This window comes from Marivirga aurantiaca (assembly GCF_016679925.1).
Classification (GTDB): domain Bacteria; phylum Bacteroidota; class Bacteroidia; order Cytophagales; family Cyclobacteriaceae; genus Marivirga; species Marivirga aurantiaca.
Map to the genome: position 1 here is coordinate 617,349 of NZ_JAEQBW010000001.1, position 18,759 is coordinate 636,107.

Here is an 18,759-nt window from a genome sequence, read left to right on the forward strand (position 1 = left end):
ATTATTTATCTATGTCTGAAAGAGAACGTTTTTTTAAGCAAATTGATACTGTCACTAAGGAAAATTTTTCAAAGTTAGCCTTTTCTCTCTTTCAGTTCCAATATACTAACAATCCCATTTATAAAAAATATGTAGATTTTAGAGGATTACATCCTGATAATGTTAATTCAATAGAGAAAATTCCTTTTCTACCGATAGAATTTTTCAAGAATCATCAAATAATCACTCAATTAGACCCCAACGATGCTTTTGAAGCTATTTTCGAGAGCAGTGGCACCGGATCAATTGATCAGATCAGTAAACATTATGTGAAAGATTTCAATTTTTACTTATCACATAGCTTGAAATTGTTTGAGTCACTATATGGGTCTGTCAATGATTATATCATCCTGGCACTTCTACCTTCCTATCTGGAAAGAGCCAATTCCTCTCTGGTGGCTATGGTTGATTATTTTATTAAACAGACAGCATCGGTAGATTCGGGATTTTATTTATACGATCAGGAATCTTTGCTCAAAAAAGTGGATGATTTAAAAAAATCAGGAAGTGAGAAGAAAATAATCATATGGGGGGTGAGTTTTGCCTTACTGGACTTAGCGGAAGAATTCACACCGGATTTTTCAGACTGCATAGTAATGGAAACCGGAGGAATGAAGGGCAGGAGGAAAGAGATGATCAGAGAGGCAATGCATGATTTTTTGTGTGAGCGATTGAATGTAAAAAAGATCCATTCTGAATATGGCATGACCGAGCTTTTGTCCCAAAGTTATAGTAAAGGGGATGGTATATTTCAGCCTTCTCAAACAATGAAAATATTAGTAAGGGAAGTAAATGATCCATTTGAAATTACTACAGAATCGTTAAGATCAGGAGGGATTAATATCATAGATTTGGCCAATATCGACAGCTGTTCCTTTATTGAAACCAAGGATGTCGGATCTGTCAATGTGGATGGTTCATTCAGTGTGTATGGCCGCTTTGATCATTCGGATATCAGAGGCTGTAATTTGCTTGTGGGTTAATTCACCAACAATTCCCTCGCACTTTGCAAGGCCGATTCACTGGGATTGTCCCCACCAATCATTTTGGCGATTTCTACAGACCTTTCATCGGAGGAGAGTAGTTTTACTTTACTCACTGATTTGTCAGCCGAATTATCCTTATAAACAAAATAATGATGGGCGCCTTTGGCTGCTATCTGTGGCAGATGACTTATGGTGATGACCTGGTGATTGGCTGCCATTCTTTGCATCATGTGAACCATCTTAATAGCAATTTCTCCGGAAATTCCTGTGTCAATTTCATCAAATATAATAGTAGGCAAGGCTACTTTATCCGCCATAATATATTTTAAGGCAAACATCAGCCGGGAAAATTCACCACCTGAAGCCACATTCTTCAATGGCTGAGGGCTTATGCCTTTATTGGCACTAAAAAGAATTTTAATATCATCAATCCCCGTTTTGTCAGCTTCTTTTTTACTGTTGGAAATCTTCACTGTGGCATCCGTCATTCCCAGATCTGCCAGTAAGCCTTTTAACTCGTTTTCTAATTGAGGAAATTGTTTTGTTCTGTTTTTACTTAAGTTTGCTGCCAGTTCTTTAAGTTGGGTACTTAATGCATTCAGCTCACTTTCCAGTTTTTGCAAATCACCATCTGCGCTTTCTGCTGCCAGCAATTTCTCTTCCAATTCCTCCTTAATTTGCATTAAACCGGACATGCTGTCTGCCTTGTGCTTTTGTTGCAATTGATAAATCAAACTTAGCCTGTCCTGAGTTTGCCTTAGTTGGGCAGGGTCATGCTCAAATTGATTATTTTCTATTTCCAGCTCTTTGGCGATATCCTGAGATTCAATAAAAGCGCTATTCAATCTTTCGAATAATTCTTTGTAGGTTTTACTGTAGTTTTGAACAGATTTTAATGCCTCTACAGCCTGGTGCATTGTGGTGTTTACAGCAAATTCCGATTGGTCTAAAGCGGCATAAGCTTCAGATAATTTTTGCTGGATAAACTCCCCGTTTTCCAGGAGTTCAAGTGAATTTTCCAACTCTTCCTGTTCGTCTGCCTTCAGTTGGGCTTTGTCCAGTTCTTCAAACAGAAACTGGTGGTAATCTTTTTCTTGTTTAAGATTGTCAGAAGCTTCCTGAAATTTCTTCAGAGCTCTTTTAGCCCTGGTATAATCAGTAAAGACCAGCTGGTACTCATGAAGCAAGGATTGTGATTGTCCATAGGCATCAATTAGTTGTAATTGAAAATCCTGATCTCCCAGAAGCAAGGTTTCGTGCTGGGAGTGGATATCCATTAAAAAGCCCCCTAATTTTTTCAGCACATCCAGGGTAACTGGTGTGTCGTTCACAAAAGCACGGGATTTTCCACTGGCACTAATTTCTCTACGGATGACACATTCCGTTTCGTAATCCAGTTCTTCGGCCAGGAAAAAAGGCTTGAGTGCATAATCATCAATCTGAAAAATACCTTCTACCACGCATTTTTTATCTGCTTCATAAAGCACTTTGGTATCTGCTCTTTTCCCTATCAAAAGCCCAACGGCCCCCAGCATAATTGATTTGCCAGCTCCTGTTTCACCGGTAATGGTATTCAGTCCCTGGGCCGGGGCGATATCCAATTCCTTAATGAGTGCATAGTTTTTGATGAGAAGCTTTTGCAGCATGCTAATTGAAGTCTTTTATATCTGTGCCAAATTTAAAGAAAAATTAAAGCAAGTAAATATAATAATCTATTTTATCATCACCTCATACTTATCTGAATTAGCAGGAGCTATTTCTCGCATAATCTGGTAGGCTTCTCTTCTTAGATTGATATCTCCTTCGCTGAAAATAGAAACAATTTCATCCGACTTGGTCTGGATGAGTACAGCGATAAATCGTGCACTGGGATTTAATTTATTGGCTTTCTGTATGTTCCTTAAAGCCTCCAGAATGGACTCTCTGCCAGCTTCGGGATCTTTATGCATCACATCCAGTCCTTTTCTGTAATAAAGGTAAAGTGCTTGTCTCACGGGCTCCAACTGACCATTCAGTATGGATTGGATTAACACATATCTGCTATCCTCGGAGCCAAACTGCTCCCATCCGGGACCAGTGTTTTGTTGTTGTGCCGATCTGGCTATATTGAGTGCTTCATCAAAATATTGCTGCCCTCCAAGTTCCGAGTAGCTGTCAAAATCAAGCCCCATTAATAGGTTGGCATAAAAAGCAAGTATACTCACTAAGTTATCGTTGAAACTATTAGGGGTATAAATTAAAGGCTGGGACTCCGTAAAATCAAAACGTAAATTCCTGTCGGCCAGATTAATCATGACGGATTCGAAAGAGCTGCCATAAATGGGCCTGACGGATTGTATTTGGGCTTGTCCGGCATACCTTCCGGTACGGGGAATATCCGTGATATTCACCACCATAACAGACTTTATCCTTTCAAAGAGTTCAATGTCCTTTTCCATCCATTTTTTTTCATTATAAAACTGGCGGAAAGAATTTTCCATATTGGTAAATACCCTTGTTTCTGAAGTGTTGGCTGTGGTAGCATCCACTTTTACTTCAAAGAATAAATCCTGGGAATAGGATGCCATTGCTTGAAAACACAGGAAAAGAATGACTATTTGTTTCTTCATTTAAGCAGGGCTATTTGTTCTAAAATCATTTTTGCAATAGTGGTTTTTGACTCCAATTCCGATTGAAACTTTAAACCCTCTTTGTCAAAAATCTTTACTTGATTGGTGTCATGATTAAATCCTGATCCCGGATTTCTCAGACTGTTAAGAACGATGAGGTCGAAGTTTTTATTTTGCAGTTTCCGGATAGCATTTTCTTCTTCATTGTTGGTTTCCAGTGCAAAGCCTACCAATAGCTGCTTTTTGGATTTTATCTCTCCCAGACTTTTGGCTATATCTGTTGTTTTCTCCATTTCTATAGTCATACCGGAGTCTGCTTTTTTGATTTTCTCCTGAGCGATATCTTTAGGCCTGTAATCAGCCACAGCAGCGGACATTACAGCTATGTCCATTTCAGGAAAGCACTTATTGCTGGCTTCATACATTTCTTGAGCCGATTCTACTGGTATGAATTTCTTTATTCCTCCCGGTTTCACAAGATGAGAAGGCCCGGATATGAGTGTGACTTCGGCTCCCTGCTCTATGAAAGATTGTGCAAGTGCATAGCCCATTTTTCCTGATGACCTGTTGCCAACAAACCTTACAGGATCGATGGCTTCATAGGTGGGGCCCGCTGTGATCAGGATTTTCTTACCGGAGAAGTTTTTTTTTACGGCAAAATGCTTTTCAATATACTTTAATATGTCTTCAGGTTCCTGGAGCCGTCCTTTACCTTCCAATCCGCTGGCCAGCTCACCTGAAGTAGCTTCCAGTATACTGTTACCGTAGGATGCTAATTTGGCCAGATTGGATAAAGTACTGGGATGCACATACATATCCAGGTCCATGGCCGGGGCAAAAATGACAGGGCATTTGGCAGATAAATAAGTAGCCAGGAGCAAGCTGTCGCAAATACCATTGGCGCATTTGGCCAAAGTATTGGCACTGGCGGGGGCAATAATCATTAAATCCGCCCATAAGCCTAATGCCACATGATTGTTCCATGTTCCGGTATTGTCTTTCACAAAATCCGATAATACAGGCTTTTGGGAGAGGGTACTCAAGGTTAAGGGTGTGATAAAATCCTGCGCTGACTCAGACATGATCACCTGAACTTCAGCCCCGCTTTTAACCAACAAACGGGTAAGTACTGCCGATTTATAAGCGGCAATACTACCCGTTATACCTAAAATTATTTTCTTAGCTCGAAGCAAGTGAAATAATTATAATTTTTCTTCTTGATCTCTCTTTCTGTAATAAAGTTTTTCCTCCAGGAATTCTTCCATAGCCAAAATTGTAGGCTTAGGCATTCTTTCGTAGAACTTTGAAATTTCAATTTGCTCACGATTTTCAAATATTTCTTCCAGGTTGTCAACAGTAGAAGCAAATTCAGCTAATTTATTGCTTAGCTCTTCTTTCATATTACTGGAAATCTGTCTGGCTCTTTTAGAAACAACAGCTACTGTTTCATAAATATTTCCCGTTTGTTCTACTAATTCTTGTGTACTTCTCGTGGTAATTGATGGATTTGCCATATAATTAAGTATTTAATTTTCTGATTTCGTTTAAGGAACTCTCGTATATTTTTTCAGCTTTCTTTAAAAACTCGCTGTTTTCATAAGTTTCAATAAAATCCTGATAGAAACGAATTGCTTCAGTATATCGTTCCTTTTTCTTTGAAGCAATACTTACTTCAGCCAATTTGTACATTGCTTCTATTTCCAAATACCTTATCTCCTCTACATATTTTGAATCAGGGTAATCGTCCTGGAAGTTATCAAAGGCAACCAGGGCAGCTTTAAGGTATTCACCCGTTTGAAATTTTTTTAACTTATAGTAAAGAAATGCTTTTTCATAGGCTTTCTTCTCCAATTTTACCTGAAGGTCATCCAGTGCCTGGGTAGCTTTGGGTACAAATTCAGATTGTGGAAATCTATTAATAAAGCCCTGTAGGGCAACAATGGCTTGCTTGCTACTTGTTTGTTCCAGATTATACCTGGGGGAGTCCATATATAGTGAATAACCATACATGAACCTTGCTTCCTCGGCTAAATCGCTTCTCCCGTAGGTGTCATAGAAAGTTTTGAAATAATGAGAAGCCAATAAATACGACTGTTCGTGATAGTAAGTGTATGCATAAAGAAAATTAGCTTTTTCTGCTTTGGCGGAACCTTTAATGATAGGTAATATTTGCTCTAACAGAACCGAGGATTTGTAATATTCTTCTTGTTCAAAATATTGAATGGCAGCATCATATTTTTTCTCCCAATCATCACTTTTCTGGATTTTCCTGAAATCACTGCAGGAGCTAAGCCCCATGCCTAAAATGGCTAAAAATAGTATATAATTTCTCAAATTATGCATAAGGGTGCAAAGATACATTTGTTTTATGGAATGAACAATTTTATTTCCAACGATTAGTTGAGGGAAAGATTGGCTGGCACCTTATTTTTTAACAATTAATTTCCTTGTGGCAAGGCCCTCATCTTTAATAACAAGCGTGTAAAAGTAGATTCCCGGACTCATGTTTTCTGTGAGAAGGCGTAGTTTATTTTCTTTTGGATCTAGCGAGTACTCATTAATGACACTACCTAATACATTTTGCAGGATGATTTTTACGTTTTGCTCATAAGCATCAATGCTATACTCCATACTGGCAAACTCTTTAGCAGGATTGGGATAGAAGTTACTAATTAATAAATTGTCTTTCTGATAAAAAATATCATCATTTTTTTGATCGGTCACCTCAAGAAATATTTCACTGGTCACTGCCTTATCGTATTCCAAGTCTACTACTTTCAACAAGACTGAACTTTTAAAATTAGAGAGACCTCCCGAAAAGCGAATTTCTACTTCTTTTGAAGAACTATTTGGTGAAACAGACACTTTTAAAGTAGTTGCGTGGCATGTACCGGACTCACAGATTTTTATATTGCTACCGTTCTTTAACAGCTCATTATTAATACTTATTGAGTAGTTTTTTTTCTGATTAGTATAGTTTTTAATAGAAAAGGTACTTACAGTTTCTTTTTGATGCGGAACAGTTAATGATTTCTTAAGATCCACTATTATAAATTCCTGTGCATAGCTTGAGAAAGCCATTATTAGGAAATACAATATTGTAATCATTAATCTCATATGCTGCTTATCATATAAATGGTGATATTATTAGTAAAAATATAATAAAAATATTTATAATTCTAACCATTTATGAACAAAACCTTACAGCATATGTAATAATTGATTTTATTTTTCGTTTGAATCGATTTTCTTTAATTCTCCTTTAAGCCTGGAAGGATCAGGTTTAATAATTTCCGGTTGGTTTTCCAGGCTTGGCAAAGCCAGGGGCGCATGTTTTCCCAACACCTCTTTTAGCTCGGGTTTTTTATCAATTTGCCAGTTAAAATCCTTCAATCTAGTTTCAGGTTCATTTATTTCATGGGGAGGAATAAACCTGCCTTCAGGATCTTTGTAAAAGGTAATGTCATTCATTTGCCCATTCAAAAACTGGATTTTCATATTGCTACACAATATTTTGTTCATTCCAATAAGGGAATTATCCTTGTCGTCTATAGCAAAATAAATACTCTCCCCATTCCCGTTCACCAGGATTTTATCCATTTTATCATTCTTGAAATAGGCTGTCATATTCCGGCCTTTGATCTGGTTGAAATTGGCAACAGTATCTTTATTGATGGTAAAGGCGCGGTTCTTCATTTTCATTTTGTCCAATTTTCCATTGACCATTTCCAATGCGATGGTATCGGCTGTTATTTGGTTTCCATCACTCCAGAGGATAGGATCTTCATAGAGGAATATCATAGAATCCAACATCATGTAGGCCATAGAATCAGCCACTCCCTGCATATCGGATTTAAAAATCTTCACATTTTTATAGGCCAATAGTCGGCTTAATGAATCTACTTTAGAGTCAATGGATATTAAAGTGTCAGCCGACATGTAGAGTGTATCATTGTCCACTAATTGTTTCATCACGGGATTGCCCCAAATTTTAGTAATTCCGGAATCCTTTTGGGTAGTGGCTTCATCACCCAGAATGATGATATTGTCTTCTTCGGAAATCACGCGCACGTTTCCTTTTGCCCTGGATTCCTGTCTTATATCATCGAAAAACAAATCATCGCCAAATATCTCATAGCTTTCAGTAGTGATTTTTCCCTCCAGGTAAGTCACCTGCTTGCTATCTGTCTGAAAACGCCCACCTTCTTTGGCATCTATTATTTCACCATCCTTCATGATCGTCTGGGTAGGTCCGTAGGTAGTGGCTATTTTAGTGATTTGATGATAAAATAACGTGTCTGTTTTAAGATCATAGTCAGGACTTTTCAATTTTACATCTTCATAAAACTTAATTAAATTCTCAGCATTGATCACATAGGCATCTTCTGCCTCCAGAGTGGTTTCGCCATCTACAATTTTTCCTCCATTATAAAATCTGGCATCTTCAGTGTTGGTATAGTAGTCCAGGTAATTAGTGGTCAACCTTATCCTCTTGTCCTCATATACCACATTGTTTCTTAATTCAGCTTTATTATCATTCATATAATAATTCAACCTTCTTGCAGTAATAGTTACGGAATCACCTTTTTTAATTCGTACATCACCAAATACAATCATGATACCCTGTTTATCATAATATAAAGCTGAATCCCCGGTAATACGGGTATCTTTATCCTTAATGTCAAACCATACATCCTTTACCAGGCGGGTAAATCTGTCGGAACCTTTATTCACCGATTCCGAATATCCACTTGACCCGTATTTAACTCCGCCCCGCTGAGCGTGAAGAGAAAATGTGGAGATTAATAGTAGGCTTAAGAATAATATTCGCTGGAACTTCATACTTTTACTTTTGCTTGCTCTCAGAGCAAAATCTGTGCAAAACTAAGTATTTTAACAAAGAATTATGCTAACTGATTCATTTTTAGATTTTATCAGGCAAGAAAAATTACTTGATAAAACTGACGATTTGCTTTTAGCCATCAGTGGTGGGGTAGATTCTGTGGTTTTGGCCGATTTGCTTTTTCAAAATGGATTTAAGTTTGAAATGGCACATATGAATTTCCAATTACGTGGAGAGGATTCACATAAGGATCAGTCTTTCGTGGAAAGTTTAGCTCAAAAGTATCAGGTTAGCTGCCATGTAAAGAAAGTGGAGATAACTTCTTTGGATCATAAAAAAGGAAAATCCACTCAGATGCAGGCCAGGCAACTAAGGTATGGTTGGTTTTCGGAACTTATGGAAAAACATCATTTTAATAAATTGCTCACTGCGCATCATGCAGAGGATTCCCTTGAAACTGTATTACTGAATTTGGCTCGTGGCACAGGAATAAAAGGAGTGAGGGGAATAAAACCTGTCAATGGCTTTTTAGTCAGACCCTTATTGTTTGCCGATAAAAACAGCATCAGGGATTATGCCCAACAACAAGATTTGCAATGGCGGGAAGATATTTCCAATCAGTCAGATGCTTATAGAAGGAATGAAATGCGCCATCATGTAATTCCTCGATTAGTAGAACAAAACCCCAATCTTTTTGAAGGGTTCCAGGCCACATCTTTACGTTTACGTGCGGCAGAGGAAGCTTTTGAGGATAAAATCTCTTCATTAAAAAGGCAATATGTAACTGAAAAGGGAAAACAGCTTATAATCAATAAAGAAATATTAAATTTGAAGTTTGGGCAAGTTTATCTTTCGGAAGTGCTAAAACCTTTCGGGTTCTCTTTGCAGCAACTGAATGCTTTTTCTTTTGTAAATTCGGGAGCGAAACTAGAAAGTGAAGATTTTAGATTAGTAGTTGATAGAGATCAATTAATTGTTTCAGCAAATAGTGAAGGTTCTGCTTACAGCCAATCATTTACTATTTCCGGTAATGCCGGAACAATAGAAGGAGAAGTAATGGGAAATCGTTTTTCTTTGAATTGGCAACTATGCAATAGAAGTGAGGTAGTATTTTCATCTGAAAAAAATGTTGGGTATTTTGATTTCGATCTTTTAACAATGCCATTGGAATTGAGGAACTGGAAAGAGGGGGATAGAATTCAACCTTTAGGGATGAAAGGCAAAAAGAAGGTAAGTGATATATTGATTGATGGAAAGGTATCTTTAACAGATAAGGAACAGCAATTAATTGTAGCGTCAGGAAATCAAATTATGTGGTTGGTGAACCATAGAGTTTCTGAACAGTTTAAAATTACAGAACAAACACAAACAATATTACGAATAGAATATCATGAGATTAGTTAACCCCTTTAAAAAATCATATAGCAATAAGGAATTAATTTTATTCCGATTCTTGAAAAAAATCAATGTGTTTGAACAATTGTCCTTCGAACAACTGTCGCATTTTATCCCTTTTATGCATCTTCGTATTTATAAAGCTAATGAAGTGGTGTTTTTTAGAGGAGATCCCAGTCATGCACTCTATTTGCTAATTAAAGGGGAAATTGCCTTAACACTGGATATAAAGGATCATTTTGAACATCTGGGGTTTCTTCCTGCCGATAAGTCTTTTGGAGATAATGCCCTGGTGCCGGATGCTAAACGTATTTATAATGCAGTAGTGTCAAGTGAAGCAGCTCATATATATGTGATTCCCCAAATAAATATCTTCGAAATATTTGAACATTATCCTAAAATTAAGGCCAAGGTACTGGAGTCCTATCTGAAACAACAAGATGAATATATGAATCGCTTGTTCACAGCCTACAAAAATAATTTAGGCTTTTTTGAACTGGGGCATGTATATGGGAAGCTTATTTGAAATATTTTTTAATTAGTGGCAGATGAACAAACTAATAACTGATTTTATTAAACATAGCATATATCTTTGTAATTTTAAATTCGTGAAATACATAATGTTTAATCTTTAAAATAAATCAAATGAAAGTTACCGTAGTAGGAGCAGGGGCCGTAGGTGCCAGTTGTGCAGAATACATAGCAATCAAAAACTTTGCTGCAGAAGTAGTTTTAGTAGATATTAAGGAAGGCTTTGCCGAAGGTAAAGCTATGGATTTAATGCAAACAGCTTCTTTAAATGGCTTCGATACCAAAATTACAGGAGTAACCAATGATTACTCTAAAACTGCTGATAGCGATGTGGCAGTGATTACTTCCGGAATCCCTAGAAAACCGGGTATGACAAGAGAGGAATTAATTTCCACCAATGCGGGAATCGTAAAGCAAGTGGCAGAAAACCTGATTAAGCATTCACCTAACGTAATTGTGATTGTTGTATCTAACCCTATGGATACAATGACTTACCTGACTCATAAAGCAACGGGCCTTCCTAAAAACAGAATTATTGGAATGGGTGGAGCCCTGGATTCTGCCAGGTTCAAGTACAGATTGGCAGAAGCTTTGGATTGTCCGGCATCTGATGTGGACGGCCTCGTAATTGGCGGACATAGCGATACCGGAATGATTCCTCTTACTCGTTTGGCTACAAGAAATAGTGTGCCTGTAAGCAGTTTTTTAAATAGTGAACAATTGGAATATGTGAAAGAGGAGACAAAAGTAGGTGGGGCTACATTGACTAAACTTTTGGGTACTTCAGCATGGTATGCACCGGGTGCAGCTGTTTCAGCAATGGTGCAGGCAATAGCTGGGGATAGTAAAAAAATGTTCCCAAGCTCATGCATGTTGTCAGGCGAATATGGTCAGAAAGACATCTGTCTGGGTGTGCCTGCTATAATCGGCAGAAACGGTATTGAAAAAATTGTAGAAATCGCATTAGATGATGCGGAAAAGCAAAAATTCACTGAAAGTGCTGATGCTGTTCGTAAAACAAATGACTTGTTATAAATCCTGAACGGATATATTTGTACCTTTGAGGAAGATATATTTTAAGGCACTCTATTTTGCTAGAGTGCCTTTTTATTGATCCATAAACTATCATTGAAAAGATGGCAGAACAACAACCCAATAATCCACTTCATGGTGTTACTTTAAAAGCCATTTTGGAGCATCTGGTAGAGGTATACGGCTGGGAAGAATTAGGTGACAGAATCAGGATCAATAGCTTCAACACTGATCCTTCCATTAAATCCAGTTTAACTTTTTTGAGGAAAACGCCCTGGGCCAGGGAAAAAGTGGAGAAATTGTATTTGAAATCATTGAATAAAAAGTAATCTGTTTTTGAAATAGAGACTATTAATATTGAGCCTGGAATATGAGCAGTAAGAAAAAAATACATCCAACAGAAAAGCCCGGAATGCATCCCGATAACAGATTCAGGCATCGCTATGATTTACCTAAATTAATTGAAAGCTGTCCTGATTTGGCTCCATTTGTGGTGGTGAACAAATTTGATGATGAAACCATTGAATTTTCAAATCCTGATGCCGTAAAAATGCTGAATAAAGCTTTGTTGGTACACCATTATGGGTTAGAATACTGGGATATTCCTTCAGGCTACTTATCTCCTCCTATACCTGGAAGGGCTGAATACTTGCATCATATTGCTGAATTTTTAGGTAAGAAGAAAGGTGGGGTGGTCCCTAAAGGGGGGCTTGTTAATTGTCTGGATATTGGTGTTGGGGCAGGTTGCATCTATCCAATCATTGGGCATAAAGAGTTTGGCTGGTCATTTATGGGTACAGACATAGATCCTAAAGCTATCCGTTCAGCTCAAAAAATAGTCGATAAGAATAAATCCTTAGAAGGTAAAATCAACTTCCGCTTACAAAACAAGAAAACGGACATATTCAATAGCATTATTAAAAAACATGAGTTTTATGATTTGAGCATTTGCAACCCGCCTTTTCATTCATCAGCTGAAGAGGCGCAGGCCGGTACCATGCGAAAATTAAAAAACCTTGGGAGGGATAAAGTGACTGAACCTGTATTGAATTTCGGTGGCCAAAGCAACGAGCTTTGGTGTGAAGGTGGCGAAAGAAAATTTGTGACTAACATGGTGGTGCAAAGCAAGCACTTTTCCCATTCATGCAGATGGTTTTCCACTTTGGTTTCTAAAAGTGAGAATCTGAAACCGATATATGCTGCCATCAAACAGACTGGTGCTTTGGAAATGGAAACACTTCCTATAAGCCATGGTAATAAAACCAGTCGTATTGTGGTGTGGACGTTTTTGCCCAATTAATATGTTAAGCCATTAATCTTCTAAATCCGGCAAATTAAATTGAGTGAAGGCGCTTTTTTCTTTCATAAGCGCTTCAATTTCCTCGCTTTGTCTTGGGGCATCTTTGGAAAGCAACTCATATCCATCTGCCGTAATTAAATAATCATCTTCAATTCGCACCGGAATATTCCACCACTTGGGATCGCAAGGGCTTCCTTCGGGAATATAAATGCCCGGTTCAATTGTGATGACCATTCCTTCTTCTAAAAGATTGTAATTACCTGCATCATGTACATCCAGTCCAATGTGGTGGCAACACCCATGTGGATAGTATCTATGTCTTCCTGTTTTGGGGTCTATCAAATCTTTCGGCTCAAGGCTTTTTACAATACCTAATTCCAGAAGTCCTTCATTTATTACCTGCAATGTTTGTTCATATAACTCACTAAAAGGAGTCCCTGCTTTACAAATCCTCATAGCTGCTTCCTGCGCCTCATAAACGAGGTCATAAATTTGCTTTTGCTCTTTAGTAAATTTACCATTCACAGGAATAGTACGGGTAACATCCGCAGTATAACCATGATATTCTGCTCCCAAATCCATCAGAATCAATTCACCGTCTTCTATTTCCGGCTTATAGTTTTCTATATAATGTAATACACACCCATTGTGTCCTGCTCCTACAATGCTAGGATAACCTTCATACTCGGCCTTGTATTTTTTGTAGATAAATTCATGCATTCCCTGAACTTCCATTTCAGACATTCCGGGTTGAATAGCCCGCATCACTTCCGCCTGGCCTAAAGCTGAAATTTTTACCGCTTTTCTTAGCAGGTCAATTTCTTCTGCAGTTTTAATACCACGCATATCATTTAAGATTTCCTGAAGCAATGAGGTGTTAAGGTTATTTTTTTGTGGTTCTGGTTCGATGGAAAGCGTTCCCTTATCCGGGTAATTTACCTTTTGCTTAAATTGGGCAATCAGGTCATATAAATCTCCTTTTTCCTCTGTATCTCTCACATCATTTTGAAAATCAATAAATAGAATTTGGTCAAATTGACTAAAATCTATCGAGAATTTTTCAAACTCAGGAGTCTCAAAGGCCAGTTCAATGGCTAATTTCTCCCGACTATTTTCTGTTCCCAGGCGTTCCCCATCATACAATTCTGCAAGGGCATTTCTCCCTCTTATGAAAAGTATTTCGTCAAAACTTTTGTTATTGAGCTTTTGCTTGTCTTTAAATATCAATAAGAGGGCATGTGGCTGTTGATGCCCAGTTAAATAGTAGAAATTCGGATCCTGATGATACATGTAATTCACATCATTGGCACGATTACGGATTGGATTGGAGAATACAACCGTAACAGAATTTTCCGGCATCTTTTCTCTCAATAGCTGTCTTCTTTCTTTGTGAAAATCCATTGAAAGGAAATCAGTTGGCCTGGAATTGGTTTGAGCTAAAAGGGGAGTGGAAGTCAAGAGTGATAATATTACAAAGGAAAGGATGAGTAGACGCATGGCTTAAATTTTGTTTTTTAAATTAGTAACTTCTTAGCAGAATATATATTGTTATTACATTTTTGGTGATTTTCCTGTTTAAAGAATTCATTCTTCCTGTTTTTGGAAAATAGAATTTTAATATAAACTTTTCCATAGTACTTTAGCGTTATGAATCCAGAATACCTTCATTCTGGATTATTATTATTCTGCCTGTGAATTTCACTGGGATAATTGGTCAAATCAATAAATGAGGACACAGTTTATCATATATTTTTTGCTTCTAATAGCAGTTACATCCTGTAAGGAGCCGGTGGAATTGCCTCCTAAAGAAGAACCTTTTGAACTCAAAGCACCTGTGTACTTTGGAGAGTTTAATAACAGGATTCCGGAAGACAATCCTCCAACTGAGAAAGGATTTCAATTAGGCCGGATGCTATTTTATGAAACCAAATTATCGGGTGACAATAGCATGTCATGTGGCAGTTGCCACCAACAGCAAAAAGCTTTTGCAGATGGATTGGCAGTAAGTAAGGGAATTGATGGAGTTGCGGGGCAGGTGAGTGCAATGTCGTTGGTCAATATGCTGTGGTCAGAAAAATTCACCTGGAACGGACGCATGCCGTCACTGGAAACCCAATCTTTGGAACCCATCACCAATCCCATAGAAATGCATGAATCACTGGAAAATGCCATTATAAAATTAGAGGAAGATGGTTATTCTGATTTGTTTCAGGACGTATTTGGTTCTCCTGAAATTACAGAAGAGAAAATAGGCAAAGCGCTATCACAATTCCAAAGAGCTTTGATTTCTGCCGATTCCAAATATGATCAAAAATTGAGAGGTGAATACCAGCCTACACAGCAGGAATTAAGGGGTGAAAAATTATTCTTTACACATCCGATTCCCGGCCAGCTAAGAGGTGGAAATTGTGGTGATTGCCATTTGGGCCCACTTACTTCCGGGGCTATTGACGGATTGCAAGGCTTTCATAACAATGGGTTGGACAATGATGAAAACATGGACGAGGGATTGATGGCGGTTACAGGAGACCCTAAGGATAGAGGAAGATTTAAAACTCCCAGTCTAAGAAATATAGCTTTAACAGCTCCTTATATGCACGATGGGCGATTTCAAACCCTGGAAGAAGTGCTGGAACATTACGATCAGGGAATCCATCAAAGTAATACTCTGGATATTTTAATTATCGAAGGAAGCAATGAAAATCAAGCTGCGGGCGAAAGACCTCAACTATTCCTGTCCGAACAGGAGAAAGAAGATATTATTGCTTTTTTACATATGCTGACTGATGAAAATTTCATCAATAACCCTCAATTCTCTAACCCATTTGAAAATGAAAACAACTAATCTATTGAGCCTATTAATAATTGCTTTATTGTTTGCTTGTAAAGATGATGAGCAGGCCACTACTTCACTGGAATTGACTTTTGAACATAAAGCAGGGGAAGAGGTTTTTGAGTATGAACATTTGTACGAAACCGAAGCAGGAAATGAATTTTCATTAAGATTATGGAGAACATACATTAGTAAAGTTAGACTCATCAAGAAAGATGGAGCCATATATGAAATCCCTGATAGTTATTACCTGATTGAACCTCTGAACGAAGGACGATTCTCCCTGGAGTTGGAGAATATTCCTGTAGGGGAATATGAAAAAATTAGCTTCTACATCGGAGTGGCCGGGGAAGCCAATTTATCGGAAGAAATAGTAGGCGATTTAGATCCCTCCAATAATATGGCATGGAACTGGACAACAGGCTATAAGTATGTCAGGATGGATGGGGAATTCATAGATATCGTGGGAAACAGAAGGGGAGTAGTGGTACATATCGGTACTGCAAATAACCTCAAAAATCTTGTGTTCAACTTATCACCATTGTCTTTAGGAGAGGAAAGGGCTCATTTGAATTTTGTTGTTGATCTTTTAGAAGCGTTTAAAAATCCTCATACTATTGATTTTGAAGTAGAGAATGATTTTCAGTTCAATAATGAAGCAGATTTGATTGGCGAGAACTATTCAAATGGATATATTTATTTAAAAGAGGAAACAGCCCAACATTAAAATGCTTTGGTGTGTGAGAACAAGTAGGCTAAAGGGTTGATTCAATCCAATAATCTTCTTGTTCAATAACTATCACCCCATTAAAGCGTATAGTTATCTAGTTCCAAAGAACAGGTAAACATGATCCATTCTGCTGAATTCAAAAATAATCCAAAGCTGTATCTTTTTCTCCCAATGTACTATTTACTTTGGGCAGATTTAACTGTCACCCCCTCAGAAATGAAGGTGATGAAAAAGTTACTGGAGAGGCAAAAATGGCTCAGCAAGGAAGAAAAGAAGTTTTTGCTTGATAAATTAAATCTCTCTGAATTTCCAGGACCCAATGAACTCAAAGCCTGGAGAAAGGAAATCAAAAATGTAAAGAAAAATGGCTATCGAAGTCCTATTGATTTAGGAATAGAATTGGTAAAGCAACATACCAATGGACAACCAATAAGCTTTGATGGTGAGAGTATTCAATCCTTACAAGAAGCAGAATCGGAATTAGGTTTGCTTAGCCGTGAAGTGGGTTACCTTTTTGAACAGGAACACAGCACAATTACCTCCCGATATGAGGCAAGATCAGTTTTTGGTGTCGAGAGCATGCAAAGTATTTTGGATGGTAATCAAGCTGGGCTGATCAAAAAAATCAAGGAAACTATCTCCGATCAATCCTTTGCCTACCCTGAATATGAAAGCATAAAAGCCCAGCGGGAACAAGTCTTTGCCTGGAGCAAAGCGCTTGCTGAACAAGGCTTTGGAAGCTGGGCATTCCCTAAAGCATATGGTGGCAAAGAGGATATGGAAGGCTATTTCACTATTATGGAAGCCTTGAGCTATCATGATTTGAGCCTGGTGATCAAGTTTGGTGTGCAGTTTGGGCTTTGGGGTATGAGCATCTATTTTTTAGGTACAGAAAAGCACCATCAGAAATATTTAAAAGATATCGGTACTTTGGAATTGCCCGGTTGCTTTGCAATGACAGAAACCAACCATGGATCCAATGTTCGGGGATTGGAAACGACAGCTACCTATAACCATCAGGACCAGACATTTACCATCAACACACCACATAAGCTGGCGCGAAAGGAATATATTGGTAATGCTGCTATGCATGGTCAAATGGCCACTGTTTTTGCTAAATTGATGATTGACGGAGAAGATTTTGGTGTTAACACATTTGTGGTGCCACTTCGGAGTAAATCAGGTGAAATTGTAAAAGGGGTAAGCATTGAAGACTGTGGGCGGAAGATGGGTCTCAATGGTGTGGATAATGGACTGATTGGATTTAATGAGGTGTTGATTCCTAAAGAAAATATGCTGGATCGTTTTGCAAAAGTAAATGATGCGGGAGAGTTTGAAAGCTCTATTTCAAGCGATAATAAACGTTTTTTTACAATGTTAGGGACTTTAGTAGGAGGGCGAATTGGTATACCACGCTCAGCGTTATCAGCTGCTAAATCAGGACTCACTATTACTATTAGGTATTCCAACGAACGCATGCAATTTGGCCCCGAGGGAGGGAAAGAGGTGCCTATTCTCAACTACCGCATGCACCAGCGCAGACTGATGCCACCCCTGGCTAAAAGTTACGCTTTGCACTTTGCATTAAAATATGTAACAGAACGCTTCTTAAACAAAACTGAGGAAGAAGCCAAAGAAATTGAAGCCCTCGCTGCGGGAATAAAAGCCTATACAACATGGTTTACAACAGCCACTTTGCAAGAGTGCAGGGAAGCTTGTGGTGGTAAAGGCTATCTGTCGGAAAATAGAATTGATGACCTGAAAAATGATTCTGAGATATACACCACCTTTGAAGGGGATAATACAGTTTTAATGCAACTGGTTGCCAAAAGCAGGCTTTCCGAATTTAAGGAGGAATTCAGTGATATGAATATCTTCACCATGTTCAATTATGTAGTCAGTCAGGCAAGAACCAGCGTTACCGAAAAGAATCCAATTATTGTGCGCAGCACTGACGAAGAACACTTGCTTGATTTTGACTTTCATATGAAAGCTTTTACTTTCAGAGAGCGGGAAATAGTAGCTTCTTCGGCCAAGAGGTTGAAACGGCATATTGATGAAGGTATGGATTCCTTTGATGCATTTAATGTAAGTCAGCACCACCTGGTAAATGTAGGCCTGGCGTATATAGAAAGGGTTGTGTTGGAGCAATTCCAGTTGCAGATAAATAATACCAAAGACGAAGGTTGTAAAAAAGTCCTGACCCAGCTTTGCCAATTATATGCACTACATACCATCGAACAAAATAAAGGTTGGTACCTGGAGCAAGGCTATATGGAGGGTGTAAAAACCAAAGCAATCCGCAAAACTGTCAATCAACTATGCTGGGAAATAAGGCAGGAGTCTATAGCACTTACTGATGCTTTTGGTATTCCTGAGAGTTGCTTAGCTGCCCCAATAGCTATGAGGAAATAATTGGTTTGTAAAATACTTAATTCCTCCTGCGTTTGTAACACAGGGG

General features: G+C 38.2%; 17 protein-coding genes. 9 read left to right on the plus strand and 8 right to left on the minus strand.

The window, feature by feature from the left end; translation table 11 throughout:
- Positions 1–11 precede the first annotated feature (11 nt).
- The gene (locus tag JKA74_RS02635) at positions 12–1,022 is read left to right on the plus strand and encodes an acyl-CoA synthetase family protein (protein ID WP_201429604.1); all 1,011 of its coding nucleotides are present in this window, start codon (positions 12–14) and stop codon (positions 1,020–1,022) included.
- Here JKA74_RS02635 and recN read toward each other — a convergent pair.
- The 7 genes from recN to JKA74_RS02670 form a co-directional block, all read right to left on the minus strand.
- Entirely contained in the window at positions 1,019–2,671 is a 1,653-nt protein-coding gene (gene recN / locus JKA74_RS02640; RefSeq protein ID WP_201429605.1) for a DNA repair protein RecN, read from the minus strand. The two genes, JKA74_RS02635 and recN, sit on opposite strands and share 4 nt — an antisense overlap.
- 66 nt (positions 2,672–2,737) lie before the next feature.
- Positions 2,738–3,634, minus strand: a complete 897-nt coding sequence (gene porD, locus JKA74_RS02645) for a type IX secretion system protein PorD (protein ID WP_201429606.1) — start codon at positions 3,632–3,634, stop codon at positions 2,738–2,740.
- On the minus strand, positions 3,631–4,827 hold the full coding sequence (gene coaBC / locus JKA74_RS02650; RefSeq protein WP_201429607.1) for a bifunctional phosphopantothenoylcysteine decarboxylase/phosphopantothenate--cysteine ligase CoaBC: 1,197 nt from the start codon (positions 4,825–4,827) through the stop codon (positions 3,631–3,633). Before coaBC ends, porD begins: the two co-directional genes overlap by 4 nt.
- A gap of 9 nt (positions 4,828–4,836) precedes the next feature.
- The gene (locus JKA74_RS02655) at positions 4,837–5,148 is read right to left on the minus strand and encodes a DNA-directed RNA polymerase subunit omega (protein WP_201429608.1); all 312 of its coding nucleotides are present in this window, start codon (positions 5,146–5,148) and stop codon (positions 4,837–4,839) included.
- 4 nt (positions 5,149–5,152) lie between these two features.
- Complete coding sequence (locus JKA74_RS02660; protein ID WP_236587478.1) at positions 5,153–5,977, minus strand: outer membrane protein assembly factor BamD; 825 nt, start codon at positions 5,975–5,977, stop codon at positions 5,153–5,155.
- A gap of 81 nt (positions 5,978–6,058) precedes the next feature.
- Positions 6,059–6,715, minus strand: coding sequence for a T9SS type A sorting domain-containing protein (locus JKA74_RS02665; protein WP_201429610.1), 657 nt, complete (start codon positions 6,713–6,715; stop codon positions 6,059–6,061).
- A 144-nt stretch (positions 6,716–6,859) separates the two neighbouring features.
- Positions 6,860–8,476: an OstA-like protein gene (locus JKA74_RS02670; protein WP_201429611.1), complete on the minus strand. Its 1,617-nt coding sequence runs from the start codon at positions 8,474–8,476 to the stop codon at positions 6,860–6,862.
- A 64-nt stretch (positions 8,477–8,540) separates the two neighbouring features.
- On the opposite strand from JKA74_RS02670, the gene tilS reads away from it, so the two are divergent.
- The 5 genes from tilS (at position 8,541) to rlmF (ending at position 12,735) form a co-directional block, all read left to right on the plus strand.
- On the plus strand, positions 8,541–9,881 hold the full coding sequence (tilS, locus tag JKA74_RS02675; protein WP_201429612.1) for a tRNA lysidine(34) synthetase TilS: 1,341 nt from the start codon (positions 8,541–8,543) through the stop codon (positions 9,879–9,881).
- Between the two features lie 49 nt (positions 9,882–9,930).
- The gene (locus tag JKA74_RS02680; protein WP_236587479.1) at positions 9,931–10,398 is read left to right on the plus strand and encodes a Crp/Fnr family transcriptional regulator; all 468 of its coding nucleotides are present in this window, start codon (positions 9,931–9,933) and stop codon (positions 10,396–10,398) included.
- A gap of 119 nt (positions 10,399–10,517) precedes the next feature.
- Positions 10,518–11,438 (plus strand): malate dehydrogenase, encoded by a 921-nt coding sequence (locus JKA74_RS02685; RefSeq protein ID WP_201429614.1) that lies wholly within the window; start codon positions 10,518–10,520, stop codon positions 11,436–11,438.
- A gap of 101 nt (positions 11,439–11,539) precedes the next feature.
- Positions 11,540–11,764 carry a VF530 family protein gene (locus JKA74_RS02690; RefSeq protein WP_201429615.1) on the plus strand — a complete coding sequence of 75 codons (225 nt, stop codon included), beginning with the start codon at positions 11,540–11,542 and terminating at the stop codon, positions 11,762–11,764.
- A 41-nt stretch (positions 11,765–11,805) separates the two neighbouring features.
- Positions 11,806–12,735, plus strand: a complete 930-nt coding sequence (gene rlmF / locus JKA74_RS02695; RefSeq protein WP_201429616.1) for a 23S rRNA (adenine(1618)-N(6))-methyltransferase RlmF — start codon at positions 11,806–11,808, stop codon at positions 12,733–12,735.
- Between the two features lie 12 nt (positions 12,736–12,747).
- On the opposite strand, the gene JKA74_RS02700 is transcribed toward rlmF, so the two are convergent.
- A complete protein-coding gene (locus JKA74_RS02700; protein ID WP_201429617.1) occupies positions 12,748–14,232 on the minus strand; it encodes an aminopeptidase P N-terminal domain-containing protein in 1,485 nt (494 codons plus the stop codon).
- A gap of 229 nt (positions 14,233–14,461) precedes the next feature.
- Here JKA74_RS02700 and JKA74_RS02705 point away from each other — a divergent pair, with 229 nt between their 5' ends.
- The 3 genes from JKA74_RS02705 (at position 14,462) to JKA74_RS02715 (ending at position 18,713) form a co-directional block, all read left to right on the plus strand.
- Positions 14,462–15,580, plus strand: coding sequence for a cytochrome-c peroxidase (locus JKA74_RS02705; RefSeq protein ID WP_201429618.1), 1,119 nt, complete (start codon positions 14,462–14,464; stop codon positions 15,578–15,580).
- Complete coding sequence (locus JKA74_RS02710) at positions 15,567–16,295, plus strand: MbnP family protein (RefSeq protein WP_201429619.1); 729 nt, start codon at positions 15,567–15,569, stop codon at positions 16,293–16,295. The genes JKA74_RS02705 and JKA74_RS02710 overlap by 14 nt, the downstream gene beginning before the upstream one ends.
- Before the next feature lie 174 nt (positions 16,296–16,469).
- Positions 16,470–18,713, plus strand: coding sequence for an acyl-CoA dehydrogenase family protein (locus JKA74_RS02715; protein WP_317193548.1), 2,244 nt, complete (start codon positions 16,470–16,472; stop codon positions 18,711–18,713).
- Positions 18,714–18,759: the final 46 nt, after the last annotated feature.

What these genes read in the sequence shown, in the direction of transcription:
- JKA74_RS02635 (WP_201429604.1), top strand. Translation starts at nt 12, where the DNA reads ATGTCTGAAAGAGAACGTTTTTTTAAGCAAATTGATACTGTCACTAAG.
- recN (WP_201429605.1), bottom strand. Translation starts at nt 2,671, where the DNA reads ATGCTGCAAAAGCTTCTCATCAAAAACTATGCACTCATTAAGGAATTG.
- porD (WP_201429606.1), bottom strand. Translation starts at nt 3,634, where the DNA reads ATGAAGAAACAAATAGTCATTCTTTTCCTGTGTTTTCAAGCAATGGCA.
- JKA74_RS02655 (WP_201429608.1), bottom strand. Translation starts at nt 5,148, where the DNA reads ATGGCAAATCCATCAATTACCACGAGAAGTACACAAGAATTAGTAGAA.
- JKA74_RS02660 (WP_236587478.1), bottom strand. Translation starts at nt 5,977, where the DNA reads ATGCATAATTTGAGAAATTATATACTATTTTTAGCCATTTTAGGCATG.
- JKA74_RS02665 (WP_201429610.1), bottom strand. Translation starts at nt 6,715, where the DNA reads ATGGCTTTCTCAAGCTATGCACAGGAATTTATAATAGTGGATCTTAAG.
- JKA74_RS02670 (WP_201429611.1), bottom strand. Translation starts at nt 8,476, where the DNA reads ATGAAGTTCCAGCGAATATTATTCTTAAGCCTACTATTAATCTCCACA.
- tilS (WP_201429612.1), top strand. Translation starts at nt 8,541, where the DNA reads ATGCTAACTGATTCATTTTTAGATTTTATCAGGCAAGAAAAATTACTT.
- JKA74_RS02685 (WP_201429614.1), top strand. Translation starts at nt 10,518, where the DNA reads ATGAAAGTTACCGTAGTAGGAGCAGGGGCCGTAGGTGCCAGTTGTGCA.
- JKA74_RS02690 (WP_201429615.1), top strand. Translation starts at nt 11,540, where the DNA reads ATGGCAGAACAACAACCCAATAATCCACTTCATGGTGTTACTTTAAAA.
- rlmF (WP_201429616.1), top strand. Translation starts at nt 11,806, where the DNA reads ATGAGCAGTAAGAAAAAAATACATCCAACAGAAAAGCCCGGAATGCAT.
- JKA74_RS02700 (WP_201429617.1), bottom strand. Translation starts at nt 14,232, where the DNA reads ATGCGTCTACTCATCCTTTCCTTTGTAATATTATCACTCTTGACTTCC.
- JKA74_RS02705 (WP_201429618.1), top strand. Translation starts at nt 14,462, where the DNA reads ATGAGGACACAGTTTATCATATATTTTTTGCTTCTAATAGCAGTTACA.
- JKA74_RS02710 (WP_201429619.1), top strand. Translation starts at nt 15,567, where the DNA reads ATGAAAACAACTAATCTATTGAGCCTATTAATAATTGCTTTATTGTTT.
- JKA74_RS02715 (WP_317193548.1), top strand. Translation starts at nt 16,470, where the DNA reads ATGTACTATTTACTTTGGGCAGATTTAACTGTCACCCCCTCAGAAATG.